Source organism: Paenibacillus sp. FSL F4-0122 (genome assembly GCF_038002845.1).
GTDB lineage: Bacteria > Bacillota > Bacilli > Paenibacillales > Paenibacillaceae > Paenibacillus_AQ > Paenibacillus_AQ odorifer.
The window spans coordinates 4,278,196-4,303,019 of record NZ_JBBODI010000001.1 but is presented as its reverse complement, the minus strand read 5'-3'; the positions used below and the strand labels follow the sequence as shown (position 1 = coordinate 4,303,019).

The 24,824-nt window shown below is 44.5% G+C and carries 15 protein-coding genes; 5 read left to right on the top strand and 10 right to left on the bottom strand.

Going from position 1 to position 24,824, the window contains the following annotated elements:
* Positions 1-83 precede the first annotated feature (83 nt).
* Positions 84-2,372: a helix-turn-helix domain-containing protein gene (locus MHH49_RS18495; RefSeq protein WP_038572678.1), complete on the top strand. Its 2,289-nt coding sequence runs from the start codon at positions 84-86 to the stop codon at positions 2,370-2,372.
* Between the two features lie 75 nt (positions 2,373-2,447).
* Here MHH49_RS18495 and MHH49_RS18490 read toward each other — a convergent pair whose 3' ends face one another.
* The 5 genes from MHH49_RS18490 to MHH49_RS18470 form a co-directional block, all read right to left on the bottom strand.
* Positions 2,448-4,451 carry a beta-galactosidase gene (locus MHH49_RS18490; protein WP_036683166.1) on the bottom strand — a complete coding sequence of 668 codons (2,004 nt, stop codon included), beginning with the start codon at positions 4,449-4,451 and terminating at the stop codon, positions 2,448-2,450.
* A 26-nt stretch (positions 4,452-4,477) separates the two neighbouring features.
* On the bottom strand, positions 4,478-5,902 hold the full coding sequence (locus MHH49_RS18485) for a family 43 glycosylhydrolase (protein ID WP_094902526.1): 1,425 nt from the start codon (positions 5,900-5,902) through the stop codon (positions 4,478-4,480).
* A gap of 86 nt (positions 5,903-5,988) precedes the next feature.
* Positions 5,989-7,662 (bottom strand): hypothetical protein, encoded by a 1,674-nt coding sequence (locus MHH49_RS18480; protein ID WP_036683168.1) that lies wholly within the window; start codon positions 7,660-7,662, stop codon positions 5,989-5,991.
* Between the two features lie 41 nt (positions 7,663-7,703).
* On the bottom strand, positions 7,704-8,573 hold the full coding sequence (locus MHH49_RS18475; RefSeq protein WP_081383383.1) for a carbohydrate ABC transporter permease: 870 nt from the start codon (positions 8,571-8,573) through the stop codon (positions 7,704-7,706).
* 42 nt (positions 8,574-8,615) lie between these two features.
* Positions 8,616-9,572 carry an ABC transporter permease gene (locus tag MHH49_RS18470; RefSeq protein WP_445667558.1) on the bottom strand — a complete coding sequence of 319 codons (957 nt, stop codon included), beginning with the start codon at positions 9,570-9,572 and terminating at the stop codon, positions 8,616-8,618.
* A 228-nt stretch (positions 9,573-9,800) separates the two neighbouring features.
* Between MHH49_RS18470 and MHH49_RS18465 the strand changes: the two genes are divergently transcribed.
* The 3 genes from MHH49_RS18465 to MHH49_RS18455 all read left to right on the top strand — a co-directional run bounded on the left by MHH49_RS18465 (position 9,801) and on the right by MHH49_RS18455 (position 13,821).
* On the top strand, positions 9,801-11,531 hold the full coding sequence (locus MHH49_RS18465) for a sensor histidine kinase (RefSeq protein ID WP_036683172.1): 1,731 nt from the start codon (positions 9,801-9,803) through the stop codon (positions 11,529-11,531).
* Positions 11,512-12,867, top strand: a complete 1,356-nt coding sequence (locus tag MHH49_RS18460; RefSeq protein ID WP_341138388.1) for a response regulator transcription factor — start codon at positions 11,512-11,514, stop codon at positions 12,865-12,867. Before MHH49_RS18465 ends, MHH49_RS18460 begins: the two co-directional genes overlap by 20 nt.
* A 75-nt stretch (positions 12,868-12,942) precedes the next feature.
* Complete coding sequence (locus tag MHH49_RS18455) at positions 12,943-13,821, top strand: helix-turn-helix transcriptional regulator (RefSeq protein WP_340394427.1); 879 nt, start codon at positions 12,943-12,945, stop codon at positions 13,819-13,821.
* 1,210 nt (positions 13,822-15,031) lie between these two features.
* Here MHH49_RS18455 and MHH49_RS18450 read toward each other — a convergent pair.
* Both MHH49_RS18450 and MHH49_RS18445 read right to left on the bottom strand, forming a co-directional pair.
* Positions 15,032-17,221: an alpha-galactosidase gene (locus MHH49_RS18450; RefSeq protein ID WP_076099821.1), complete on the bottom strand. Its 2,190-nt coding sequence runs from the start codon at positions 17,219-17,221 to the stop codon at positions 15,032-15,034.
* Positions 17,222-17,456: 235 nt separating this feature from the next.
* Positions 17,457-19,922 (bottom strand): beta-mannosidase, encoded by a 2,466-nt coding sequence (locus MHH49_RS18445; protein ID WP_341138387.1) that lies wholly within the window; start codon positions 19,920-19,922, stop codon positions 17,457-17,459.
* A 134-nt stretch (positions 19,923-20,056) separates the two neighbouring features.
* Here MHH49_RS18445 and MHH49_RS18440 point away from each other — a divergent pair, with 134 nt between their 5' ends.
* On the top strand, positions 20,057-20,908 hold the full coding sequence (locus MHH49_RS18440) for a helix-turn-helix domain-containing protein (RefSeq protein WP_076099824.1): 852 nt from the start codon (positions 20,057-20,059) through the stop codon (positions 20,906-20,908).
* A 69-nt stretch (positions 20,909-20,977) separates the two neighbouring features.
* Here MHH49_RS18440 and MHH49_RS18435 read toward each other — a convergent pair whose 3' ends face one another.
* The 3 genes from MHH49_RS18435 to MHH49_RS18425 form a co-directional block, all read right to left on the bottom strand.
* Positions 20,978-22,591 carry an extracellular solute-binding protein gene (locus tag MHH49_RS18435; protein ID WP_038574721.1) on the bottom strand — a complete coding sequence of 538 codons (1,614 nt, stop codon included), beginning with the start codon at positions 22,589-22,591 and terminating at the stop codon, positions 20,978-20,980.
* A 107-nt stretch (positions 22,592-22,698) separates the two neighbouring features.
* Positions 22,699-23,589 carry a carbohydrate ABC transporter permease gene (locus MHH49_RS18430; protein WP_076099826.1) on the bottom strand — a complete coding sequence of 297 codons (891 nt, stop codon included), beginning with the start codon at positions 23,587-23,589 and terminating at the stop codon, positions 22,699-22,701.
* Between the two features lie 26 nt (positions 23,590-23,615).
* Positions 23,616-24,572 (bottom strand): ABC transporter permease, encoded by a 957-nt coding sequence (locus MHH49_RS18425; protein WP_051491272.1) that lies wholly within the window; start codon positions 24,570-24,572, stop codon positions 23,616-23,618.
* Positions 24,573-24,824: the final 252 nt, after the last annotated feature.

Genomic DNA, 24,824 nt, shown 5'->3' with positions numbered 1-24,824 from the left:
TTGCATATTGTTGGTGTTAGCTTTTTGCCGCTATGATAGAATTAATCCAATTCATTTACGGGTGCATCCAAAGGGGGATACATATGAAGGGATCCGTTACAGGCAAATTTGCGCTGAATGCCCTGTTCGTTAAGCTGATGCTAAGCTTCCTCAGTGTCATCTTGATTTTGGCATCATTTAATCTGTTCTCCCATCTGTATTTAAGCGGCAAAATCTATAAGGAGATGATCCGTCAAAATGAGCTTGGACTCGCACAAACGGTCGAAGGCTACGAAAATCATTTCCGGTTGACCCAGAACATGATTCTTGCCCTCACCCAATCCGATTCATGGACTGCCAATCTGGGCATTTTAAGCCACCTCAAAGAGAACCGTCGATATGATATCCCGGCAGAAGTGACATCGGATCTCTCAACTTTGTATGCTAATCCTTTTCTGCATATCGAAAATTTCATTCTTTATTTTAAAAAGGAAGATTATGTACTGGAGAGGGAGGGCCTAAGCAGCGCCGCAGATATGTTCGGTAAATACTACTTCAGTGCAGAATATCCTCCGGAGTACTGGAGCCGGCAAACGATGGACAATCAATTTTTAAAAGTCATGCCCGCCGTAACCTTTACCGAGAAAACTATACATTCCACCCGTACGCTCGGAAGGTTAATGCCAGTGCTGGTCAAAGCGATTCCTTATGAGGAAGTGTATGGGATTGTCATGCTGAATCCGCAGCTGATGCAGGATACCTACGGTGATGCCGGCAATACCCCATTCTATATTCTGGATGCACAAGAAAATTTATTGTTCTCTACATCAGATGTTAATCTGCAAACAAGCCAGCTTCCGGAAAGTAGCAATGCCCATGAGCGGGTCGGAGATCAATATTACTTCTATGAAAAAGGTAAACAAACCGGATTCACCTATATCCGAGTGACCGAGGTGGCGGCTATTGCCGCGGAAATGCGTGGTATGCAGCTATTGCTGGCTGTGTTACTCTCTGCGGCAGTACTGATCAGTGTTCTCTCATCCCTGATCTTCAGCCATCGGCTTAACCAGCCGCTCCAGCGCCTGATTGGTGCCTTGGACCGTAAAGCGGGCAGCCGGCCAGAAAAATTGAGCAGTGTGAAGGAATTCGCCATTATCGGCGACCGCCTCAGCTCCATTTTGGAGAATAACCGATTCATCCAGACCGATCTTGATCATAAGAACTCACTGGTACGCCAATATGCCTACACTCATAAAGTGAAAAATATCCCGCTGAGTAAAAGTCTTGCGGAGCTTGAAGATGTCCGGCAATCCGAACTACCCTATGCCTCCATTCTGTTCAAGGTCAGCTTCAAAACCTTGCCGGACGAATTTGAGAAACACACACTGATGTTATGGAAACTAATCCAAACCTTGATCACCGGAGGTGAAAGCGACAGCGTCGCACTCCAGCCGGAGCAGGATCAGCTCTTGCTGCTCCTGTTCAACCCCGGACCGCAGAGCAGTTTTCTGCAGGCTCTTGATACACTGAAAGAACTGCTGGATTCGGAGACATCCTTATACCTGACTATTGCTGTAAGTCCGGTATATTCAGGCGAAACCTCATTTACCGATGCCTACAATAATCTATCGATGTTGTTAAATGAGCGTAGATTGAACGGGGAAACACAAATTATCGTAGAACCTAGAGCCTCGTCCGCCAAATCCTTTCATTTAAAGGTGACCCACGGAGAGGAGCTGCACAATCTGCTGCAGTCTGGCAATGAGGAGGCTGTATTCGCTTGGCTGGATCGTCAGCTGGAGCAGCTGCAGCACAAGGACGCGGCGGCGGCGGATTTTCGGGCATTTGCCTTGGGAGCAGCGGAACAGACGAGCAAAACGGTGACGAAGCTGAATCTGCCCCAAGCGGAAGCGGAGCGTCTCTTACCACCCCGACTAGAGCCATTTAACGCTTTCCACTCAATGGATCAATACAAGGAATGGCTGCGTGATCTGGTTCGTCCTGTGCTCGTGGTCATCAGTAACCGCTCGGAGTCGCGCGACCCTATTATCAGCTTTGTGCTGGATTACTTAGACAAACATTACGGCGAGGACATCAACCTCAACCTAGTAGCAGACAAGTTGAATTTAACTCCAGGTTACCTGTCCAGCATTTTTAAAGAGAAAACAAACATCAACTTCAGTGAATATCTGAACAATCTGCGAATTGAGCGGGCCAAAGAGCTGCTAATGAATCTGGAACTGCGGATTCAGGATATCGCGCTTCAGGTCGGTTATCAGAACGTAAATTCCTTCATCCGTATGTTCAAACGTTGTGCCGGAATAACTCCGGGGGAATACCGCAAGCGCTATTCCCGTGATGATTCACTCCCCTCCTCCGGCCTTGGCTTATAAAGGGGCTACATTGCAGAGGAGAGGACAAAAAAGGCCCCCATTGGCTGGGGGCCTTTTTGTTGTAAAGATTTGCAATCAGAATCCCGTTTTCGGAATCTCTATTGGCACAATATTATAGGGTGCTGTCCTCCCCGTCCGCACCTGATACATCTGGTCATGGGCCTTTTTCGCTGCTTGCACGAAAGGTTCATATGGACGGTTGCAGACATCCACTACGCCGATTTGATAGTTTTCTCCGTCATAACGTCCAAGCACAGGCTGATCATTCCATTGAAAATAATGAACTCCGATCAGCTGCGGGATGGCTGCCCCCTGCTCTACATAATAACGGTAAGCTTCACCGCGCTCCTTCTGAGTTGCCACCGCACGGATCCCATAAGCCAACATGCCGCCTTCAGCCGCACCAAAATGATATTCCCCAATCATGACTGGTTTGTTCAGTCGTCCGCTGATCTGGGCGATCTGTTCCTTGTCAGGACTGAACTGATAGCAGTTCATAGAGAATACATCAAACCATTCGCAGCCCTCCAGCACCTCATCACTGCCAACCCAGGCATAACGCATTCCCAAATTCAGATGATTCGGATCCGTCTGCTTGCAAAGACAGGCTGGCACTTCTACATACCGCCGGATCATGATCCGGTTGAACTGGTTATAATCCACTTCTCGGGCAGAAGTGAGATTATCCCCGGTTACATTCACATTCGATACATCGTATAAATCCTCGAATTCTTCAAAAACACTATCCCACGCCATGTTTAATTGCTCCACTGTTTTGTACTTTTCTGCAAGCCAGCGAATGAATTCCTTCTTGCTGGCATAACGGACCGGAGATTTCAGCATCTGCCCGGTCAAATTCAACCCATCCACGAATGCCCAATGCGGCTCATTACGCATGAAATAGCCAACCATTCTCTGATCTTCCCTTAATGGAAGAAGCTGCTCCGCAAAGCTCCCGGCATTCCGCTCATACTCCGGGCTAAACACATCCGGGAAATCCCGGAAAATAGATTGCTCCGTCATAGGAAAGTCCACTAGAGGATAAACATACGGAAGCTGAGATTCCTTAATAAAAAGATCATTGGACCAGTTACCGATGGTGTTGAATCCCCATTGTTGTAAGCGGAAATCCGTCATAGCCACCCAGTTAGAGCGCCACTCCGCCCCAAAAGCAGTGATCAGATTAGCAATCTCGAAGCTGAATTCCTCGCCATCCTGTGACCAAGCTTCTTGATAGATTCCTTCCCGCTCCGGCAACGAGGGTATCAAGTGCTCCATACCAGTTACATGCATAGAACAAGCCGGACCCACACAGTCCATCCCCGTACTGAACAGGGCATAACCCTCTGGATCAACGAACCACCAGCGGCTGCCGTCAAATTCCGTGCGGAAATATCCAGTTGGCGCGAATCTCAGCGCCTTCCAACCCCCGTACCTGCTGAGGTCACCTCCACTGTGATCAACTTGTGCCGCAAGTTGCCGCTCTTCGCGCAGCCGATCCGTCAACGCTTCTGCATCAACCGTTTTCCCTGGCCAACCCCTTCCCTTTAATTGGCCCAGATCATCTATATATGGTTGCTGTTCATACTCAAAGACGGGCTCAGTTAGACTTAGAGCCAAGCCACTAATTTGCACAGCTCTACTTGTTGTTGAAGGGAGAGTAGCGATAGAGAATCGGGTGATATGCTTGCGATCGATGCCTGCATCTCCCCTCAGTACTGTCTGCATCACACCCGGATAACGGGGAAGGAACAACTTCTCCCCATTTAAATGAATCAAGGGTAAACAAATTTTCGTGCGCACACCAGGTAAAATTCCTACATGATAAGTAATGACGCGATGATCCCGATCATAAAAACTGAATAACAGCACCAGAACGTCATGGCTTTCATGGTAAACCTCAGCATTAACGAAACCATAATCGCACCAAGCGGCGGATTCCAGCTGCCCTGGCTGAAGCTCAATTCCACCACCTTCTGGTGTAGTGATTAACTGAAAAGCCTCAGAGGAAGTCGCAGTAAGTTGTGTATGGGGGTCACTTTTAAACCATTCCATAGGGAAGGAGACAGATAAACTCATCGGTATACCTCTTTTCTCTAAACTGTTTACCTTACTGAAATCAGTTGAAAAAGCTGCGGGTCTGCACCTAGACGGGGATCATGGCAGCGTTTGGATTCAAGAAACACACAACCCCAGCCCCCACGCTGTTCTCCTGCTACGGTAAGAACTCTTCCGTCATTGCTCCCAATAGTCAGTGAACCTGCTTCTGTCTCTGTAAGCAACCATATAAACTGATCTTCGTTGTCCCGAATAGGCTCCAGCAGCAAGGAATTCAACGAGCCAATAGATAAGACCTTTACATTGTTTCGAATTCTTGCCCTGCCCTTCTCCCCGTATTCAACCGTCCATCTCTGCTGCTGATCTTCATACGAAAGCGTACGGACTTCGACGTTCAGGGTCTCCTCATGTTCAATAGATTGATTTCCCGCCGCCAGATAAATCCCCATTCCTAAGCTTTTCAATCTGAACAGACCACTACCAGAGCCGCATTCCACAGCTACGATTCCCTTCCTAAGGTCAATCACGGTTCGCTCTGCCCAGTCAAGCTTCATTTCCCGGTCAGAAGGAAAGCTGAGCGGCAGAAATACATAGGAAGAGGCATAATAATCCGCAGGGTCCCAGCGATCCCCAACATACAGGTAAGAGCACTGGTCATTGTCTGTTCCTACAATAGGAACTATAAAAGCAGGCTGGCTGTCGTATGTAGTGATGTCGCCCAAAGGCAGCAAGGGTGACCAACGACCAAATAATTCCTCGGACCAGGCATAGGTTCCTTGGTTAGGCAACCAGCCCGTACAGGCGGACGAGATGAGGAAATATACACCCTGACGTTTCATTAATGCAGGTGCTTCACGCGCTTGTCCGGGCCACAAGGTCTTGACCTGTTCTTCTATGCTGAGGTAATCAGGTGACAGACGATACATAATAAGATCAGCATTTTCCCTTGCCGCGGAGATAAAATAAGCCGTCCCATCGTCATCCTGGAACAAGGTGCAGTCACGAGACATGTTACCTATCGGATTAAAGCTGCCCCGGTAAACATAATCCCCATCTACCGTCCCGCAATCAGCGATCGCGCAGCGCGCATCAGAGTAGTCGCGTCCATTTTCCCAATGCATCCACATAACAAATCTCCCTGTAGGTTCGTTGTAGAGTACTTTTGGGCGCTCAATTACCGCACCCGTTGGGCGCCCCTCCCTGTCCAAGGGTTCAAGCTCTAATGTGGTGCGGTGATAAATCGGCTGTACCGGTGAATCGAGTGTGAGCACATCATTGCGCCATTCCCAACTCACTAGATCCACGGATCGGTAGCAGCTCACTCTCCGCCGATCCATCCGCTTCTCACCAAACCAGTAATAATATCCATCCGTATAGAGCATATGTCCACCATGTGCATGTACAGGATTTCCGCTCATATCCAGAAGTGGAGCGCTATTTAGTAGGGTGACTGTATTCGCGTTTTCGTCCATGATTATCCTCCAGAGGATCAGATTTTTATACAAAAAAGCAGGTCCGGCCAAGGATGACCTTAACTGAACCTGCTGTTCTTGCGAACTTATTTCAATCCCATCTGAGACATCACATCCACCTTGCTAGCATTGTTATACCATTCGTTGATTTCTTCGGAAATTTTCGTACCGCCTTTGTCATGCCATTGCTTCACGAAGTCATCGTACGCAGTTAGCGGCTCTTTACTGTAAATAATTTTGGTGAAGGTTTCCTTTTCCATCGTATTCAGTTGTTCCCAGGTTGTCTGCATAGTCTTGGTAGGAGGACCGTTAAATGCATTTGGAAGCAGCGACTCTCTATTCTCATAGGAAATCACATATCCCTCTTTGGCTGTTTCATCATTTGATGCCGATCTGATCAAGACCCCATTCTCTGCTTTTGCACCTTTGGAAAGATCATAAAAAGATTTACCTGGGCCATCAACACTTGGTGTATTTTTGGTAAAAGCCATTTTGCCTACACCTTGAGCGGCATCCAAAGGAGTATTGAATTTTTTGGAATCGAATACCACTTCATCGCCAACAATGTCATAATCATATCCCTGAGCATAACCATATTTGAAATCTCCGGTACCAAATGCTGCATCGTAAAGCTTGTCATAATACAAGAAGAAAGCTTCCATATTGTTGAAGTCTTTATTAAACATAAAGACACCATCGTTCTGTTGACCGGATTGGTAGGTTCGATCCCCACTTACACCGTTGATTGTTGGGTAAGCTTTGATTTTAGCCCCTTTTACGTTAGTTTCCACATCTTTAACACTGCCGTACAGCCAAGGACGGCCAATAATAATCCCTGCTTTACCTTCAGTGAAATCCGCAAGTGCATCCCATGCACCCTGTGTAGCCAATTCCTTATTTAAATACCCTTTGGAGTACCAATCGCGAAGTTTAGCTAACGCATCTTTTGTCCCATCAGCGACAGAACCGTAAGTGAGTTTACCATTGTCGTTATACCATTGGCCGGGGAGACTCTTGCCTGTATAAGCACTAAAAATCATTACAGAGTCACTCACCCAGCCCGTGTTGTAAGAATCTTTTCCCGAGAAATCAAATCCATAAGTATCATTTTTTCCGTTACCGTCCGGATCATCATTCGTAAAGGCAGCGATAACCTGTTCAAATTCATCTATATTTGTTGGCGCTTTTAAATTTAATTTATCTAACCAATCTTGACGGATAAGCATGACTTCACCTTCAGTGAGATTGGGCGAGATCGCCATCCCATAAACCTTGCCGTCCTGGATAACCGGGTTGAACGTTGTTGGATATTGTTTATATATTTCTTTCAGACGCTCAGGCATATATTTGTTAATGTCTTCCGCAATATCTTTTACAAGTCCAGATTGAATCAGATCATTTTCTAAGGAGGTGTCATACACTGGCAAAACATCCGGAAGCTTCTCGGAACCAGTGAGCGCTAAACGAAGTTTCGTATTATATTGGGAGGCATCACCGCCCAAAAGAGTAGTTTGGATGTTAATCCCTAGATTCTCGACACCCCAGCGGGTCAACACATTATCATTTAAGCTCTCCCCGTTGATATATTTACCGGCATTCTCATCTTGTTGCTTGGCGATGTTGATAGTAATAGGAGGATCGTATTTGCCGTCTTTGAGAACCGCTTCTGCCGCATTAGATTCTTTACCGTTTGAGCCGCAGCCCGCTAGCAATCCTGCCATCAATACAGTAGTCGTTATTAAGGCCCCTGTTTTTTTCATCAATAAGCTCCTTTGAATTTAAGTTTTATATGTTGGTCACGTTATTCTTTTACAGCACCCAGAACGATGCCTTTGACAAAGTACTTCTGTAGAAATGGGTACACAAGGATAATGGGCAGTGTGCTAATAAAAATTTGCGCAGCTTTGATACTCTGTTCTGACAACGCGGCTGCTTCTGATTGACTAAGTGCCATACTCTGCGCTGAACCTTGTACAACTACAGTCTGTAAGAATGAAGCTAACGGATAGTCCGTTGTATTCGACATATACAAAATCCCATCAAACCATGCGTTCCAGCTCCCTACCATGATAAACAATCCGACGGTTGCTAGACCGGGAAGGGAAAGTGGAAGATAGATTTTCCGGAAAATGACGAAGAACGAAGCCCCATCGATAAATGCCGCCTCTTCAAGCGCCTTAGGGATTGTTTTAAAGAAATTCATAATCAGAATCAAATTGTAAGCTCCGAAGGCACCGGGAAGAACGAGCGACCAGATCGTATCCTTGAGCCCAAGTTTCGTAACCAATATATAAGAAGGAATCAATCCACCGGAAAACAACATCGTGAATATAAAAATCCACATTAAAGCATTACGCCCACGGAAATCTTTGGACAAGGCATACCCTGCCGTTGTAATAATAAACATGCTAATTAACGTCCCCAGCACCGTCCGGACCACTGAGATTCTCATGGAGCCTGTAAAATTCGTGTTTTTAAAAGTTTTCACATAGGCTTCGATATTAAAGTCCACCGGCCAAAAGGATACCAAATTCCCATTTACCGCTGTCTTACTGCTAAATGATTGTGCTAGCAAATGAAGCATAGGCAATAAACACGATAAGGCTACTAGAATCAGGAGGATATGATTGAAAATCGAAAATATCCTATATCCCTTGGATTTATAATACACTCCCATTCCTCCTAACTGTTTTGAAAGCTTAACAACTTCGACTTAAAATATTTTGTAGTTAGCTACCTTGTAAGCAATTCGATAGGAAATTACGATTAAAATGAAACTGATGCCAGATTTAAACAACCCAACAGCGGTACCAAAACCGTATTGGCCATTCAATAAGGATGACCGGTAAACATAAGTATCGATGATATCTCCCGTACTATATACGAGTGGATTGTATAAGTTAAAGATTTGGTCAAATCCTGCATCCAAAATATTTCCAAGGCTTAACGTCGCAATTACGATGATCATCGGCATCATACTCGGTAAGGTAACATGTCGTATTTGTTGGCGGCGTGACGCGCCGTCTATCTCGGCGGCCTCATAATAAGAAGGGTCGATCCCTGTGATCACCGCTAAGTAAACAATCATGCCAAATCCGAAGTTTTTCCATAAATCACTGATGATGATCGTCGGTCTGAACAGCGTAGGATCACCCAAAAAGAAAATGGGTTTTAGTCCGAGGAAATTCGTAAGAAAATGATTTATGCCCCCGTCAAGACCCAGGATATCAATCATGATTCCGGCAACGGTTACCCAAGAGAGGAAATGCGGTAAATAGACCAAGGTTTGAATACTCTTTTTAGTCCCCATGTTTCTAATCTCGCTTAGCAGAATCGCCATAAAGATAGGAACGATAATTCCGACTATAATTTTGATTACAGCAATAATGAGGGTGTTGATAATAGATTGTGTCGCCTCTTTATATTGAAAGATTCTTGCGAAGTTATCCCAACCAATCCAAGTTGAACCTGTAATTCCAAGCCAGGGCTTGTAATCCTGAAAGGCCATCACTAATCCGACCATAGGACCGTAGGCAAAAATTAGAACGAATACCAAAGCTGGGATACATAAAACATACAATGGCCAATTTTTTTTGATTTCCTTTTTCCAAGGATTTTTCCTGTTTTTTTTAACGTTGGCTTTCTCACTCCATTTGAGCTGGGTATTCATTATCTGTGCTATTGTGCTTACCCCCTTTTACATTCTTGGCTGCTAATTTCTTTCTGGTTTAATGTTAACAAAAGCGCTTTCATTCGAAAATGTCTCAAATTAAATATCATAACCACTCGCTAAACATCTTTATAAACGCTTTCATTTTGCGAGAGCTCTTCCCTTTTTCTTTTGGAATATATGGCTTATGATGAATTCACACGAGTCCTAGCGACAGGAGTAATGCTTATGATTAAAAAAGTAAATATGAAACGATTCATATATTTTTTCGTTTTTTTCCTTTTACTTACCTTAAGTTTGTTTTTCATAATGAACTCCCTAGGTTCCAAAACCATTCAAGAGAGCTTGGTTAACTCCTCCAAAAATCAGCTAGCTTATACGGAAAGCATACTGGATGGCATCATCTCTGAGGCAAGTTTGTATGGCATCCAATATACAGCCGACACCTCCGTACGTTTCTATCAAAGCAAAATACAAGAGATGAACAATTACGATGCCCAGATGAAAAAAAACGATATCTATGACCGCATATCAGCACCACTTCTCTCCAGTCAGGCGATTGAATCTATCGGTATCTACTGGAAATCGGACGGCACTTTTATTTTTACGGGTCATGATTCGCTTGCCAAACAGCCCTTTCAGAAGGTCACGCAGCGAGGCTGGCAGATTGTTAATAATAATTTGTATTATTTTTCAATCTACCCTTATATTCATGAGCCTAAGAACCCTGCAAATATTCAATACATTGTGGGCGTTAAGCTGAAAAAGGAGTATTTAACAAGTCTTTTAGAAAAAGCAGTGAGTGGCGGTGAGAGCTCCAATGCCTTTTTGCTTGTGAACAAGAGTTTGATGATTAGCAATAAAGCGGTGGATATTCGAATCGAGGAAAAAGCCAAGGAGACGATAACACCCAATGCACATGAAATTCTAAAGTTTGACTATCATATCAACGATGACGATTATTATGTTTTATCGAAGTATATTGAGCCGATTGATACGTATCTAGTTACCTATACGCGAATGAGTGATTTTTTGAATCCGCTTAACCGGAATAAACAGGTGTTTTTTGTCAGCATCTTAATGATCTTGATCATTGGCCTTATCGTGATTTTTATGTTCTATCGAAACTATTATCGCAATGTATATCTGCTCGACAAGAAATTCTACCAAGTGGAACAAGGGAATTACAGCACCAGAATTAGTGAGAACCCGGACAATCAATTTTATAGTCTATTTAAAAGCTTTAACCACATGGTCGCCAAAATACAGGCTTTATTCGCTTCATTAAAAATAGAAACCGAGCTTCGCAGAAACGCGGAAGTGAAACAGCTGCAGGCTCAGATCAATCCACATTTTCTTTACAATAATCTGTTTTTCATTATGGCTGTGGCAAAAACTTCACCGGAAGCCGTAATGCAGATGAGCAAACATTTAGCAGAGTACTATCGTTATTTAACAAAAATGAATTCAGATAATGTTACGTTGGCTTCTGAATTGCAGCTTGCCGATCATTTTTTATCCATCATGTCACTTTCCAAAAAAATAAATTATGAAATCAACCTGCCCCCTGAACTGGGAGAGCATCTGATTATGCCACTGATTATCCAGCCTATGGTCGAGAACGCGATTCAGCATGGGATTGAAGAACAGCAAGGGGCTTATCGCGTTACTATAGATGTAAAAGAACTTGATACTGGAGCGTTAATTATTGTAGCCGATGATGGTAAGGGGCTTACTGCTGAGGAAATACACCAGCTAATGGCCAGGCTCGAGAATGAATCCCCTCCTGAAGGATCAAGAGGAATTGGTCTTTGGAACATTCATCATCGCCTCAAAAATGCGTATGGTGAATTAAGCGGACTGCGTTTCTTCATTAATGACTGGGGCGGTTTATCCGTGCTGGCATTCATAGATTTCTCGCTGGATGAAGGAGGTCAATATGCGATTATTGATAGTTGATGACGGGCATTACATCGTTGAATATTTAAAACACCTGCTGGATTGGAACAAATTTGGAATTGAGCATATGGAGACGACAACAAATTCGATTGAAGCCAAGGAGCTATTGAATCAGAATCATATAGATATCCTTATTACAGATATTCGTATGCCCGAGGTATCCGGCATTGATTTACTGCATCATGTTCATGAGAAAAAGCTCAATACCAAGGTAATTTTTCTCTCCGGTTATTCTCAATTTGATTATGCACAGCAAGCCATTCGTCTGGGTGCACTCGATTATTTACTCAAGCCGGTAGATAAAGAGGATATGGAAAAAGCCATGAGTCAAGTTATTAAGAGTATCGCTGAGAACCCCCCAAAAACTCCAGTGGCAGAGAAAAAGATAGATGGGCTAGGTTATTTGCTTTCTGTTATTAGCGATCCTTCCCCACTACGTTATGATCACAGTACATTCGATCCTACCTTCCGGAATGAGCATTTTTGCTTTTTTCATGTCTCAGGGGCTAGTGGGAAAGATGAAATGATGTTAAAAGATCATAATGGTGGACGAGACTTTATTTGGACCACTCCATCAGCAATTACTGGAATTATTCCAGAATCCAATACCGAAACTGTGGCAAACAGCATCGATTCCATTTCTTTTTCCGAGCCGTTTGAATTTTCTCAGAAGCATGCTGTTCGGCATATTTTTTATCATTACTTTTTTAATGAAAATATTGGGACCAATGACTTTACTATGCTGAGTACCTCTAGTGCTCTCCCTAAATTAGAGCTTGGAGAATGGGAACAAACCAGAAAAAACATTTTAAAAAACTTTGCCAAGCTCACTGCAAAAAAACAAAAGCTCCTCTATCTGCTCGAATTCATTAATTTGCTATATTCCACAACCGATAAAATCCAATCAGCTGAGGCCGCAGACTGGATTTTCAATCAATTATCAGAGCCAAATACGGCTCTTCAATCCATCTTGCAAAGCCTCACCCAATTAGATAGAAGCGCTAAATTTTCCAATCAAAATATTGTCCATACCATTCAAGCCTATATCTCCAATCATATTAGTGAATGCTTGAGCCTGGAGGACTTAGGGAAAATTGTTCACCTCCATCCTGTTTACCTGTCCAAATTTTATAAGCAGGAGACGGGCGAAAATTTATCGAGCTACATTTCTTCTAAACGCTTGGAAAAGGCCTCCAAGTTATTGATCGATTCCAAATTACATGTGCTCGATATTTCACATCTAGTCGGCTACAAAAAGCCACAATATTTCATTAAGCTGTTCAAAGATCAGTATGGCATTACGCCTTATCAATATCGAAGACAGCAGATTAAATGAAACAAAAATTGAACAGATCAGCAAAAAAGTTTACACTTTGAATGAAGTAACGAACCATGGAAAGGAAACCTGCTAATGTTGCGCTCCTCCTACACCATTCGCTCGGAAGAACAAGCTTCTATGCTTCTGTTTGATTCAATTGGCTGGGAACAAGCCGAGACTCCGGCATATTCATTTAACGGCCAGAACCGGACGGAGAGAAGTTGTGTTATTTTTCAGTACACCTTATCTGGAGAGGGTAGAATTGAAATAGACGGGGTTGTTCACCCATTAACGAAGGGCAAAGCTTTCCTAGTGACTGTCCCCAGTATACACAGATATTATTATCCGGAGGAAGGTACAGAGCCCTGGGAATTCATTTGGCTGAATGTACGAGGACCTCTAGCTATTTCACTCTGGAACCAACTGATCGCACATGGCGGTCCCATTATAGAACTCCCTCAGGAATCGGTTCCGATAGATTTATTGTGGAGTATGTTCAAGGACATACAGGTTGATGAGGAAAGAGATTTGCATTTTCTAACGGGGAAAGCCTTTCAGTGGATATTGTCCATGGAGAAATACCTCAAGAAACCGAGTTTGTTAACCACCTATATAAAAAATGACAAACTCCATGCCGCAATACAATTCATGAAAAATGATCTGCACAATAATAACCTTAGCTTAGACGATGTCGCCGCACATGTTGGAATTTCCAAACATCATCTTTGCAGACTATTTCAAAAAAACATCAATCTCTCACCTTTTGAGTATTTAAGAAGGAGACGGATCGAGCTGGCAGCATCTATGCTGAAAACAACAGATCAGACGATCTACCAGATCGCCGTGGATACCGGATTTGACAATGCCAGCTATTTCGGCAAAGTCTTTCGTTCCTATTTTGGAGTCAGCCCCTCCACTTACCGCGAGCAGGATCTGGAGTTCCTGTCCAAACATGTGTTTTTTGAAAATTGATGTTGCTCGGCATAACCATTCGGCTTTGATAGAGCTGAGTGGCATGCGTGGCGTGCTAATTCGGGTCCGGTGGATGCAAGTAGTAACCATTCAGATTTGGTGGCGCCAACTCAAAACCACCCCCCGCCGCTTTCGGACTCAGATGACGCTATTTGCTAATTTTTCGCCTTTTGAGCACAGTTTCGGACTCCAGTGCAGCTATTCCTTCGAAAGAGGTGCTTATTAGGTACTTTTCGAGTCAATAGCGACTATGCGGTCCGATTAAACTCCAAATGTGTGGAAAGAGAGCGGTTAGCGGCATTTGAGTCCGATAGCACTGTGTTGGTTGGGTAAGCAACTTGCATGGTGCACCAATTCGCGTACGCTAGCCCACGGCTAGGGAAGCATCTTGTTAAACACCCTAATTCGCGTACGGCAGCACCGAGTCACAACCATCCCCCGACGCTTTCGGACTCAGATGACGCTATTTGCCAATTTTTCGTCTTTTGAGCAGAGTTTCGGACTCCAGTGCAGCTATTCCTTCGAAAGAGGTGCATATTAGGTACTTTTCGAGCCAATAGCGACTATGCGGTCCGATAAAACTCCAAATGTGTGAAAAGACTGCAGTTAGCGGCATCTGAGTCCGATAGCACTGTGTTGGCTGGGTAAGCAACTTGCATGTCGCATTAATTGGCGTCCAGCAGGCCCCGGCTTGGTAAGCATCTTACTAAACACCCTAATTCGCGTACAGCAGCACCGACTCACAACCATCCCCCGCTACTTTCGGACCCCAATGACGCTATTTGCCAATTTCTCGCCTTTTGAGCACAGTTTCGGACCCCAGTGCAGCTATTCCTTCGAAAGATGTGCATATTTGGTACTTTTCGAGCCAATAGCGACTATGCGGTCCGATAAAACTCCAAATGTGTGAAAAGAGAGCGGTTAGCGGCATCTGAGTCCGATAGCACTGTGTTGGCTGGGTAAGCAACTTACATGGTGCACCAATTTGAGCCCGCCGGCTTCAGTATAAACAATCAGCTCCAGTGGCGCCAAGCTACTTGCAAGTCGCACTAATTCGCGTCTGGTAGTCCCCGGCCAAGTAAGCATCTCGCAAAGCGCCCCATCCAATAACAGCTTCGGGCGCGCAGCTAGTCACAAAAGAACTCAAAAAAGGAGAAAAAAAAGGAAGGTGCCCAGCAGCCAATGGCTTTTGGGCACCCTCCTTTTTTGATTAAACTTCTCTAAGCACGAAAAGTAGGCTTCTGAAATCGCCCTCTAGCTGTGGAAGCGTGAGTCCGAAGTGCATCAGCTCATCCCCTCTGTATACTCCGCCGTTAAGCTCAAGCTTATACGATTTCGCAGGGTCGAGTCCTTTCAGACGCAATCTGCGCAACGGTGGATTAGGCCCGGCCAGAACTTGGAAGTAGGTGGCGAAGGCTTCTTTTTTATCAGCGGAAACAAACATCCATGCCGTCTCGTTTCCTTCAAAAGGACTAAGCAGTCGATAGAAATCACCGTACTGAATCAGCATTCTCAGTTCCTTGTACTCCGAAACCTGCTTGCGGATATCCTCGCGTTCAGCTTCAGTAAGCTTGGTCAAATCCAGCTCGTAGCCGAAATTACCCGACATCGCGACATGACCACGTGTCTCCAAAGGAGTAATACGATGTACCTGATGGTTAGGAACAGCCGACACATGCGCACCCATTGAACTCGCAGGATACACCATACTTGTTCCGTATTGGATCTTCAATCTTTCCACGGCATCCGTATCATCGCTAGTCCAGGTCTGTGGCATATAATACAGCATTCCCGGGTCAAATCGTCCGCCACCGCCGGAGCAGCTTTCGAATAAAATATGAGGGAAACGGGAAACGATACGTTCCAGCACATCATAAAGTCCAAGGATATAACGGTGTGCCGTTTCGCGTTGACGTTCGGCTGGAAGAAGCGCTGATCCAATCTCCGTCATATTCCGGTTCATATCCCATTTCACATAAGTAATCGGAGCAGATGACAATACCGAGCTAACTGACTCGACGATATAATCGCATACATCCTTGCGGGATAAATCCAGCACTAGCTGCTGGCGGGCTAACGAACTTTTATGCCCAGGTACATGGAGACACCAGTCTGGATGTTCACGGTAAAGATCACTTTCAGGCGATACCATTTCTGGCTCGAACCATAATCCGAATTCCATGCCCATTGCCGTGATATCTTCGCCTAGCTTTCCAAGACCTTCAGGCAGCTTGCGACGATCCTCTACCCAATCTCCCAGGGAGCTGTCGTCGTTATCACGTTTGCCGAACCAGCCGTCATCCAGCACGAACAGCTCCAGGCCTAGCTCTTTGCCTGCTTTAGCAATTTCTTTGATTTTATCCGCATTAAAATTAAAATAAGTCGCTTCCCAGTTGTTGATCAGAATAGGACGCTTGCTATCGCGGAATTCACCTCTGCATAATCGGGTCCGATACAGACGGTGATAGGTTCTCGATAATCCACCAAGCCCTTCACTGGATCTTACCAATACGGCTTCTGGAGCCTGAAAGGATTCGCCCGGTTCAAGCAACCACTGAAAGTTAAAAGGTTGAATACCGATCCCTACTCTGGAAATTCCGTATTGATCCACTTCTGCTTGGGCAAGGAAACTTCCGCTATACACAAGGCTGAACCCGTAAACTTCGCCATGATCCTCTGTTGCATCTTTTGCAAGCAAGGCCATAAAAGGATTCTGCTGATGGCTACTGGAGCCGCGTTTGCTGTCAATCCGCTGGATGCCAGGAACGAGTGGTCTTTTGTGAATATGGCGTTCTCTAGTCCAAGTACCGGATAATTGCAGCATGTCATAGTCAGAATCATGGAAGTCAACATTCGCGCTTAATACTCTTTTCAGAACCAGATTGTCCTTACCCAGATTCTCAATCCGCACGGAACGTGTTATAACATCCTGATTGTTAAATACGGTATAGCTCAAGGCAGCGATCAATCCTGTTTTATCATCTTGCAGTATAATTTCCAGGGTCTCTGCTTCTTCTTCACTTTCAACATAAGTAGCAGGCAGACCCTTGAGTGCAGGTTTTCCTTTATTAATGGTGTGGCTCTTATAACGGAAATCCGTTACGGTCGTGCCATCTACTAGGTGAACCTCAAGTGCCGGCTCGCGGAAATCACCGTTTCCATAAGAAGGGAATTCGCTTGGCAAGGTGTCGAGGGAGATATTTTTATCCTCCTGCAAATAAGTTGGACTAAAAGAGCAACGTTCCACCAAATTCAACGGATGTTGAAATTCTCTCCCTGCCAATTTTGGGCCCCAGTAGACATGCGCTGGAATAACACCTTTGATCATTTCAATAATATAGCTGGATTTCTCAGACTGTAAATGAAACACCTTGCGGTTGTCATCATAATAAATACCCATAATATGTTTGCACTCTCCTTAAGGTAGCTCAATAGAACGTTTATTGTTTGTAGTTAATGCTTCTTCGAAGTCTATTTTAGAGTGAAATGGAAGGGTATACAATCTTAATATCTATACCTATTATAGTAAAATATTGATCTATCTATACGCAGGATCTAAACCACTAGAATATATATCATCAAACTATCATTTGGAGATTGGTAGCCTAGGATATAGTAGGAAAATAACCTTTTTCTTAAATATCAAAGACGGAACGTACAGTAAGCTGGGCACGCAGTTCCTCAGCCGTAGCTGGTTTATCGAGATCTTTTTTAGCAACCGTAACGGTTCTTGAAACGCCAGCTGATAGGTCGAAATAGCTATCACTGAAGATCGCATCTCTTTCCTTGAAATCAAGTCCGACGAAACAGGCATATGCTTTTGACTTCACAGTAATAACGAATTGTTCTGCTTCCTCAGTGAGTACGGCTTCAAGCTCAGGATCAACAAAGCTGAAGTGTTTCGGCTTAACGAACAAGACGGTTCCCCCGCTTATCGTCTCCCCCTCTACCTCAAATACATATTCCAGATAAGCTTTACGTTTCTTCTCTTTTGTATCCAAGACATGACCAAAATCAAGCCGATCGAACTCGGCACTGCTTAAAGCCTCAATCTTCACCGACTTCGCACCTTCCATTAGAACCTCTGATGTCGGAGTAAGCAGTCTCCATCTTAATTCACCACTCACCTTCTCTCTGCTCTCATTAGAGACATGCAGGGAAACTACGGTTCCTTCGTCATGTGCAGAAGCAAGAACTGGAGCAAAAAAACGTTTAGCCGTATAATGCATTGCTTTCCACCGGCCATAATAATCGATGCTAGACCAGGAAGCAACCGGCCAACAATCGTTCAACTGCCAATACAATGCGCCCATGCAGCGCCCTCTATGTCTACGCCAATGCTCTACGCCACAGCGCATGCCTTCGGCTTGGATAAGCTGGGACGCATAGAGAATAGATTCAAAATCCTTCGGATATTTGTAGGTCTCGCCGATATAATAGAGAATTTTCTCATTTCCGGTATTGTTCTTCTGGTGGGACTCCATGACATAGGAGAAAATATTGCGATCCTCCGGCAGCGTAAAGGATTCAATCGTCTTCAAGCTTGGGAAGGATTGCAGGCCAAACTCAGACATATAACGCGGATAGAGCTTCCGGTAATCGGTAAAAGGCTCCTTGCCATGCCAAACGCCCCAGTAATGCATGTCTCCATAGTTCTCGTCATTCGGTTTATCAAAGCTTCCTTTAGAGGAAGGAGAGGCACGCCAGTAGAAGGTATTGGGATCAACTTCCTTAGCGATAGCCGGCAGAAGCACTTCATATTGCTTGATATAGTCGGCCTTTAGCTGGAACGAATAATGATTCTCCCAATCCCAATCGACCCAAGCCATCTCCTGTTCGTTGTTACCGCACCACAAGCCTAACGATGCGTGATGGCGCAAGCGCTTCATGTTGTCGATCGTCTCATGTGTGATATTGTCCTCAAAAGATTCTGTCAGTGCATAGATCCCGCAGGCATACAGATGATCCTGCCAGACGATAAGCCCATATTCATCGCATAGATCATAAAAATAATCGTCAGGATAATAACCGCCACCCCATACACGAATGGTATTAAAGTTAGCAGCCACGCAGCTTTGGAGCAGGCGATCCGTGCGCTCCTTAGTCACGCGAGGTAGAAGATTATCTTCCAGAATATAATCGGCACCTGTAGAAAAGATAAGTACGCCGTTGATTTCAAAAGCGAATGATTGTCCCCACTGGTCTTCTTCCTGCTTCACAGAAATCGTTCTTAATCCAATCCGCAGTTCTCGACGATCCAGCTCCTGTCCCTTCTGCAACAGTACAACCTCGACGTTATACAGGGGTTGTGCACCCAGATTATTCGGCCACCAAAGCTCTGGCTCCATAATTTCCAGTGTAATATGATGATCTTCTCCCGCAGTTTCGGACACACGACGTTCAACGGCCACACCTGCTGGAGTGTGAACGCTGACTACGATTTCCCGTTCAACCTCCTGCCAGCTCTCTGTTCTTACCCGAACATCCAGAGTAACCTTATCCGGCTCGTGAAATTGTGTAATATAAACATCGTCAACACGGGCACTGTCATACCCCTGAATGGAGAGACTTCTCCAGATTCCAAGATCGGGCAGCTTCGGACCCCAGTCCCAGCCGAACATGGAATGTGCTTTGCGCAGATGGGATATTCCCTCCACTGCATCAGCACAACTGCTAAGCGGCAGCTCCGCTTGCTTCCGCAGAGCAAATTCCACTGGGGAACGAAAAATCGCGTGAATGGTGTTATCGCCTTGCTTCAACACTGACTTAATGTCCACTTCATACGTCCGGTGCATATTATCACTGTTCAGAATGTTAGTTCCATTCACAAAAAGCTCGCATAACGTATCCAGCCCCTCACACAGCAGAAATACGCGGTCATGCTGTAACACTTCAGCTTCCACTTGAAAGCAACGCTGATATTCGTAATCGTAATTGGATAATTCCAGAACCTCATATTCCTGCTCACGATAGAACGGATCCGGCATTTCTCCGGCATTCAATAAATCGTGATAGACAGAACCTGGCACACTAGCCTCCAGCCAGCTCGGCTCATGCAGACGTCTCATTTTCCATTTGCCATTTAGATCTACAAGATGCATTTTCTCCCGCCTCCAAAATGTGCTATTTTGCCTTCTTATAGATCAAGTCTATCAATAATATCTTTATATTTCTTGTGTTGTGTTCTCGATAATCATGTGCTATTTTAACATCATTAATACACTGGAGGACGAACATGCTCAAATACACCGAGGCAAGCCATATGAATCCTGAACTACTAGCAGACCCTTTCTGGGTGGAGTCCTTAAGTCAGGTATCTCCAGAACATACGCATGATTTCTATGAATTTTTCATTCTCACAGAAGGCAGATGTCAGCATATTGTTAACGGGACAGCGCAGCTGCTTCAGACTGGCTGCCTTGTCTTTATTCGGCCCAGTGATACCCACAGATATGAAGCAGATGGTGATAGCGATTGCCGTTTCCTGAACATTCCCTGCCGCAAAAGCCTCATTGAAGCTGCTTTAACTTATCTGAATGAAGAGGAGTTTTTGCACGGATTGCTGAACACGCCTCTCCCCCGAATCGCCATGTTATCTCAGCTGGAAATGGCTAGTTTCGTCCGTTCTATGGAACGCATTCGCATCCTATCAACCCTAGACAAGGTTAAGTCCCGGATTTTTCTAAAAGGCCTGCTCGTCGATACACTCACCCAGCATTTTTTCTCCGCAGAGACAGTCGCTCAACCAGAATTCCCGCTCTGGCTAGAGCATGCCATAACCAAAATGCATTTAAAGGATAATTTGCACCGTGGACTTCATGCCTTGTACGAGCTGTCAGGGAGAAGCGCCGGCCATGTGAACCGCGCCTTCCGGCAATACTTGAACCAGACGCCTACGGAATATATCAACCAGCTAAAGCTCAATGTAGCCCGCAACCTACTGCTCACTACCGAGCTGCGTGTGGTCGATATCGCTTTGGAATCCGGCTTCGAGAATGTCAGTCATTTCTATCATCAATTCAAAAAATTCTATCATCAAGCCCCGCTTGATTTCCGCAGGAATGCACATGTTAATCGGCTGGTTTAGCTTTTTTATACAACAAAAAGCTTCCCTCTGCTGAAATGCAGAGAGGAAGCTTTTACATAGATAAATATATTATTTTGAGTTCCACAATTCCATACGTTCGCTATACTTCTGATTGAAGATTTCTTCTACTTTTTCATCCCCAGCTTTTTTCATATCCGCAAGCATCTTGTCGAATGTAGAATTGGCTTCGGCTTCAGAAGGAGCGATGATTACTCTCGTAATGCTTTGGTCCATAATATCTTTTACTTTTTGCGCTGTCAGCGCTTCAGGCGTTCCGCCGTCAGGGCCTAAGTTATCAAATTCTGCTGTATCCCATACGGAATCTCCAAGGCTCTTAATGGCCATTTCGTCAATTTCACTACGTTGGTATTTAACGGCCATATCGTATGGCTGTTCATTGGCATCCAGACCATTTTTAACAAACCACAACCATTTACGAACACCGCTCTTCTTCACAGCATCGTCCCAGTTATCCTTGAAGCTTTGCAGGAATGCAGGGTCTGGTTGTCTCTTTCCATCCACCATGGTGTACTGCTCGCCTTCCTTACCCCATAGCAGCAAATGTTGTCCTTCGTCACTCGCTAGGTAGTTGAACAGCTTGATAGTTTCTTCAGGGTGTTTGTTATTTTTCGTAATGGCAATAGCATCCCATCCAAGTGAGCTTCTTGGTCCGAATGTTGTTTGGGAGGTCTCTGTGCCTGGTGCTACAACCTTGTACGGGAAGAACTGATTATCATCTCCGCCATCCTTCTTCAGAGTACCATTTGCATTACCTGGGTCCCAGTATGCGCCTGGTGTGGAGAACACTGCGCCGGTAGCCAGCTTTTGAATCCAGGTTTGTGTTTTGCTGATGGCAAACTCTTTTTCGATTAGACCTTCTCTATACAGACTGTTCACATAAAGCAGCATCTCGCGATACTTTGGATCCTTAACATCATATTGTAATGTTCCATTATTATCATAGTAGGTTCTCAGACCCCACATCCCTTTAAATGTACCGAGGTTGGCGCCCATATTCTCACCGTTCATCGTCATTGGAACAGTTTCTTTTCCATCAATTGTCTTGTTTTTCTCTTTAAAATTCTTTAAAAGTGCTTCAAACTCATCCGTTGTGAGTGGGGTAGAGCCATCTGCCTTATCTGGAGCTAGGTCCGCAACCAGATTTTTTCTCATCAGCATACCGAAAACAGGATCACTATCCAGGCCATACCAGTTAGCTAGGTAATAGTTTTTCCCATCCTTATAACGTGTTTTGATCAATGTGTCGCCGTACATTTCTTTAATGTCTGGTCCACTTTTCTCAATTAACTCATCGAGCGCTATAAATGCGCCACTTGTAATGTATTTATCGAGAGAAGCATCGCCCCGGCTCATTACAACTACATCTGGATAGTCACCGCTGGCTAGCATCAAGCTCAGCTTTTCCGTAGGATTACCCGTTGGCTGCTGGATTGAGATCGAAATGCCTGTTTTTTTGGTGATTTCCTGCGCAATAGCATCAGTGAAAGGTTCTCCCTTGGTATTTGAATCAAACCAGGTCAATGTAATCGGCTCTTGTTTTTTATCGTCTCCGGCCGTTTGGTTTGTATTGTTTTTTCCATCATTTGAAGCACAACCCGCTAATACACCAACGGCTAATGCGGCAGTAATACTCACGTTCAACCATTTATTTTTCTTTATCATAGACACCCTAATTCCTCCCATTAAGTAAGTTACTTCATAAGTCTATCAAGCAACCAAGCAAGTCTGCCCGTTCACCCCCCTTCAGGGCCGCTATTTATTTAATCATATTAACTCTTAACCGCTCCCAAAGTCATACCCTTAACAAAGTACTTTTGCAGGAATGGGTATACCAGTACGATAGGCAATGTTGCCACCATCGTCGCTGCCATCCGGATAGTATCACTTGAAACCGCATTCCGCTTAGCCGAGTTAGCTAGCATTTGCGATTGCGATACCATGCCTCCGGTCTGGAATTGGCTTAATATTTTCACGAGTACGGCTTGCAAGGTCTTTAAGTCAGAGCTATAGGTAAACGCATAGGAGTCAAACCACGAATTCCAATGTGAAATTGCCTGAAAAAGTCCTACAGTCGCAAGCACGGGTGTGGTCAACGGTAGAACAATCCGGAAGAAAATCATCAGGTCATTCGCCCCGTCTACCTTCGCCGACTCCTCGATCTCACCAGGCAGTCCCTCCATAAAAGTACGGACAATAATCATATAGAAGACATTCATCAGCCCTGGCAAAATAAATACGGAAAACGTGTCAATCATATTCAGCGCTTTAAGCACCATGTAATAAGGAATCAGTCCGCCTCCAAAATACATTGTGAAGACAAAATATAGATTCCATCCTTTACGTCCCATCAAATTCCGGCGGCTTAGCGGATAAGCAAGCATCGTAATGACAAGGACAGATAGCGGCGCGCCAATTACGGTACGTTTGACAGTAACCCATAAGCCATTCAAAATCTCGCTATCTTTTAAGATTTGACTGTAGCTATCAAAGGTGAGGACTCTGGGCCATAAATAGACGCCACCACGTACGGTATCCTCAGCAGCATTTAATGAAAGAACGAGAATATTCCAAAAAGGGAGAAAGGTAACTAGCAACACAAGTATAAGAATGAAATAAACTATAAATTTAAAAATATGATCCCCGTATCTATTCGAAATCATCACAAGCGCTCCTCTCTTTTTCGGGTTTAGAACAACGCTTGGTCGTTCACTTTTCTAGAAATTCGATTCACAATTACAACAAGTATGAAGGCAATCACGGATTTAAATACCCCAACGGCCGCCCCGTAGGAGAACATGCTGTTTTGTAGCCCGTATTTATATGCATAAATATCGATAACCTCTGAATACTCAAGCACGGTATTATTTTGCAGCAGGTATTGTTGTTCAAAGCCCGCATTCAAAATGCCTCCGACGGCAAGAATCCCTAAAATAACAATGGTTGGACGCAAGGCTGGCAACGTAATATGCCACATTTGCCGGAAGCGACTGGCTCCATCCACTCTAGCTGCTTCGTAGAGCTCTGGATTAATAGCGGAAATTGCAGCAAGATACATAATGGCGCTGAAACCCATTTCCTTCCACATGTTGGACAAAGCGATGATCCACCAGAATAGCGGTCCATTTTGTAGAAAAGCAACCGGTTCCTGAACAATGCCCAACGTCACCAGTAAATTGTTAAACATCCCATCGGAAGCCAGCAGTGTAATCACGATGTTTGCAGCGATAACCCATGAGATAAAATGCGGCAGATAAGAAACCGTCTGTACAAATCTTTTGAAAAATCCCTGTCTAGCTTCATTCAGTACAAGTGCGAGGATGATCGGTGCTGGAAATCCGAATAACAAGGTCAGCAAGCTTGTAGCGAGCGTATTACGCATTACACGGTAGAAGTCTCCGGTAGTAAAGAAATACTCAAACCACTTGAATCCTACAAACTCTGCATGGAAAAATTGTTGAAAAAATGTTCCTCCGCCCGGCTGATAATTCGTAAACGCCATATACATCCCAAACATAGGACCATAAGAAAATAGCAATGTCGCAATTAAGGCAGGCAGCATCAGCAAAAATAACCATTTCTGCTCTTTTAATCTGTACCACAGATTATTGCCTCTGACTGTTTTGATAGCGCTTGCTTTATGCATCAAATACCCTCCCTTTTTATTTAGTGCAGCATGTCGAGCCACATCTCGATTCAACTTCTCTCCTATTCATCTTAAGTCCGCAACAGGTGGCTTTCTATACTTCAATCCTACGAATGATAGCGCTTTTTAAAGGAGTTTCGGCAGATTCGAGCATTGGATTTCGATATTCAGTCTGCTATGATGAACATGGCAAACAGCGAATTTACAGTAAAGAAGGGACTTCTTCTATGCGCCATATATATAGGAAATATA

Excerpts from the sequence above, each read along its gene's own strand:
- MHH49_RS18495 (WP_038572678.1), top strand. The coding sequence starts at position 84 with ATGAAGGGATCCGTTACAGGCAAATTTGCGCTGAATGCCCTGTTCGTT.
- MHH49_RS18490 (WP_036683166.1), bottom strand. The coding sequence starts at position 4,451 with ATGAGTTTATCTGTCTCCTTCCCTATGGAATGGTTTAAAAGTGACCCC.
- MHH49_RS18485 (WP_094902526.1), bottom strand. The coding sequence starts at position 5,902 with ATGGACGAAAACGCGAATACAGTCACCCTACTAAATAGCGCTCCACTT.
- MHH49_RS18480 (WP_036683168.1), bottom strand. The coding sequence starts at position 7,662 with ATGAAAAAAACAGGGGCCTTAATAACGACTACTGTATTGATGGCAGGA.
- MHH49_RS18470 (WP_445667558.1), bottom strand. The coding sequence starts at position 9,572 with ATGAATACCCAGCTCAAATGGAGTGAGAAAGCCAACGTTAAAAAAAAC.
- MHH49_RS18465 (WP_036683172.1), top strand. The coding sequence starts at position 9,801 with ATGATTAAAAAAGTAAATATGAAACGATTCATATATTTTTTCGTTTTT.
- MHH49_RS18460 (WP_341138388.1), top strand. The coding sequence starts at position 11,512 with ATGCGATTATTGATAGTTGATGACGGGCATTACATCGTTGAATATTTA.
- MHH49_RS18455 (WP_340394427.1), top strand. The coding sequence starts at position 12,943 with ATGTTGCGCTCCTCCTACACCATTCGCTCGGAAGAACAAGCTTCTATG.
- MHH49_RS18450 (WP_076099821.1), bottom strand. The coding sequence starts at position 17,221 with ATGGGTATTTATTATGATGACAACCGCAAGGTGTTTCATTTACAGTCT.
- MHH49_RS18445 (WP_341138387.1), bottom strand. The coding sequence starts at position 19,922 with ATGCATCTTGTAGATCTAAATGGCAAATGGAAAATGAGACGTCTGCAT.
- MHH49_RS18440 (WP_076099824.1), top strand. The coding sequence starts at position 20,057 with ATGCTCAAATACACCGAGGCAAGCCATATGAATCCTGAACTACTAGCA.
- MHH49_RS18435 (WP_038574721.1), bottom strand. The coding sequence starts at position 22,591 with ATGATAAAGAAAAATAAATGGTTGAACGTGAGTATTACTGCCGCATTA.
- MHH49_RS18430 (WP_076099826.1), bottom strand. The coding sequence starts at position 23,589 with ATGATTTCGAATAGATACGGGGATCATATTTTTAAATTTATAGTTTAT.
- MHH49_RS18425 (WP_051491272.1), bottom strand. The coding sequence starts at position 24,572 with ATGCATAAAGCAAGCGCTATCAAAACAGTCAGAGGCAATAATCTGTGG.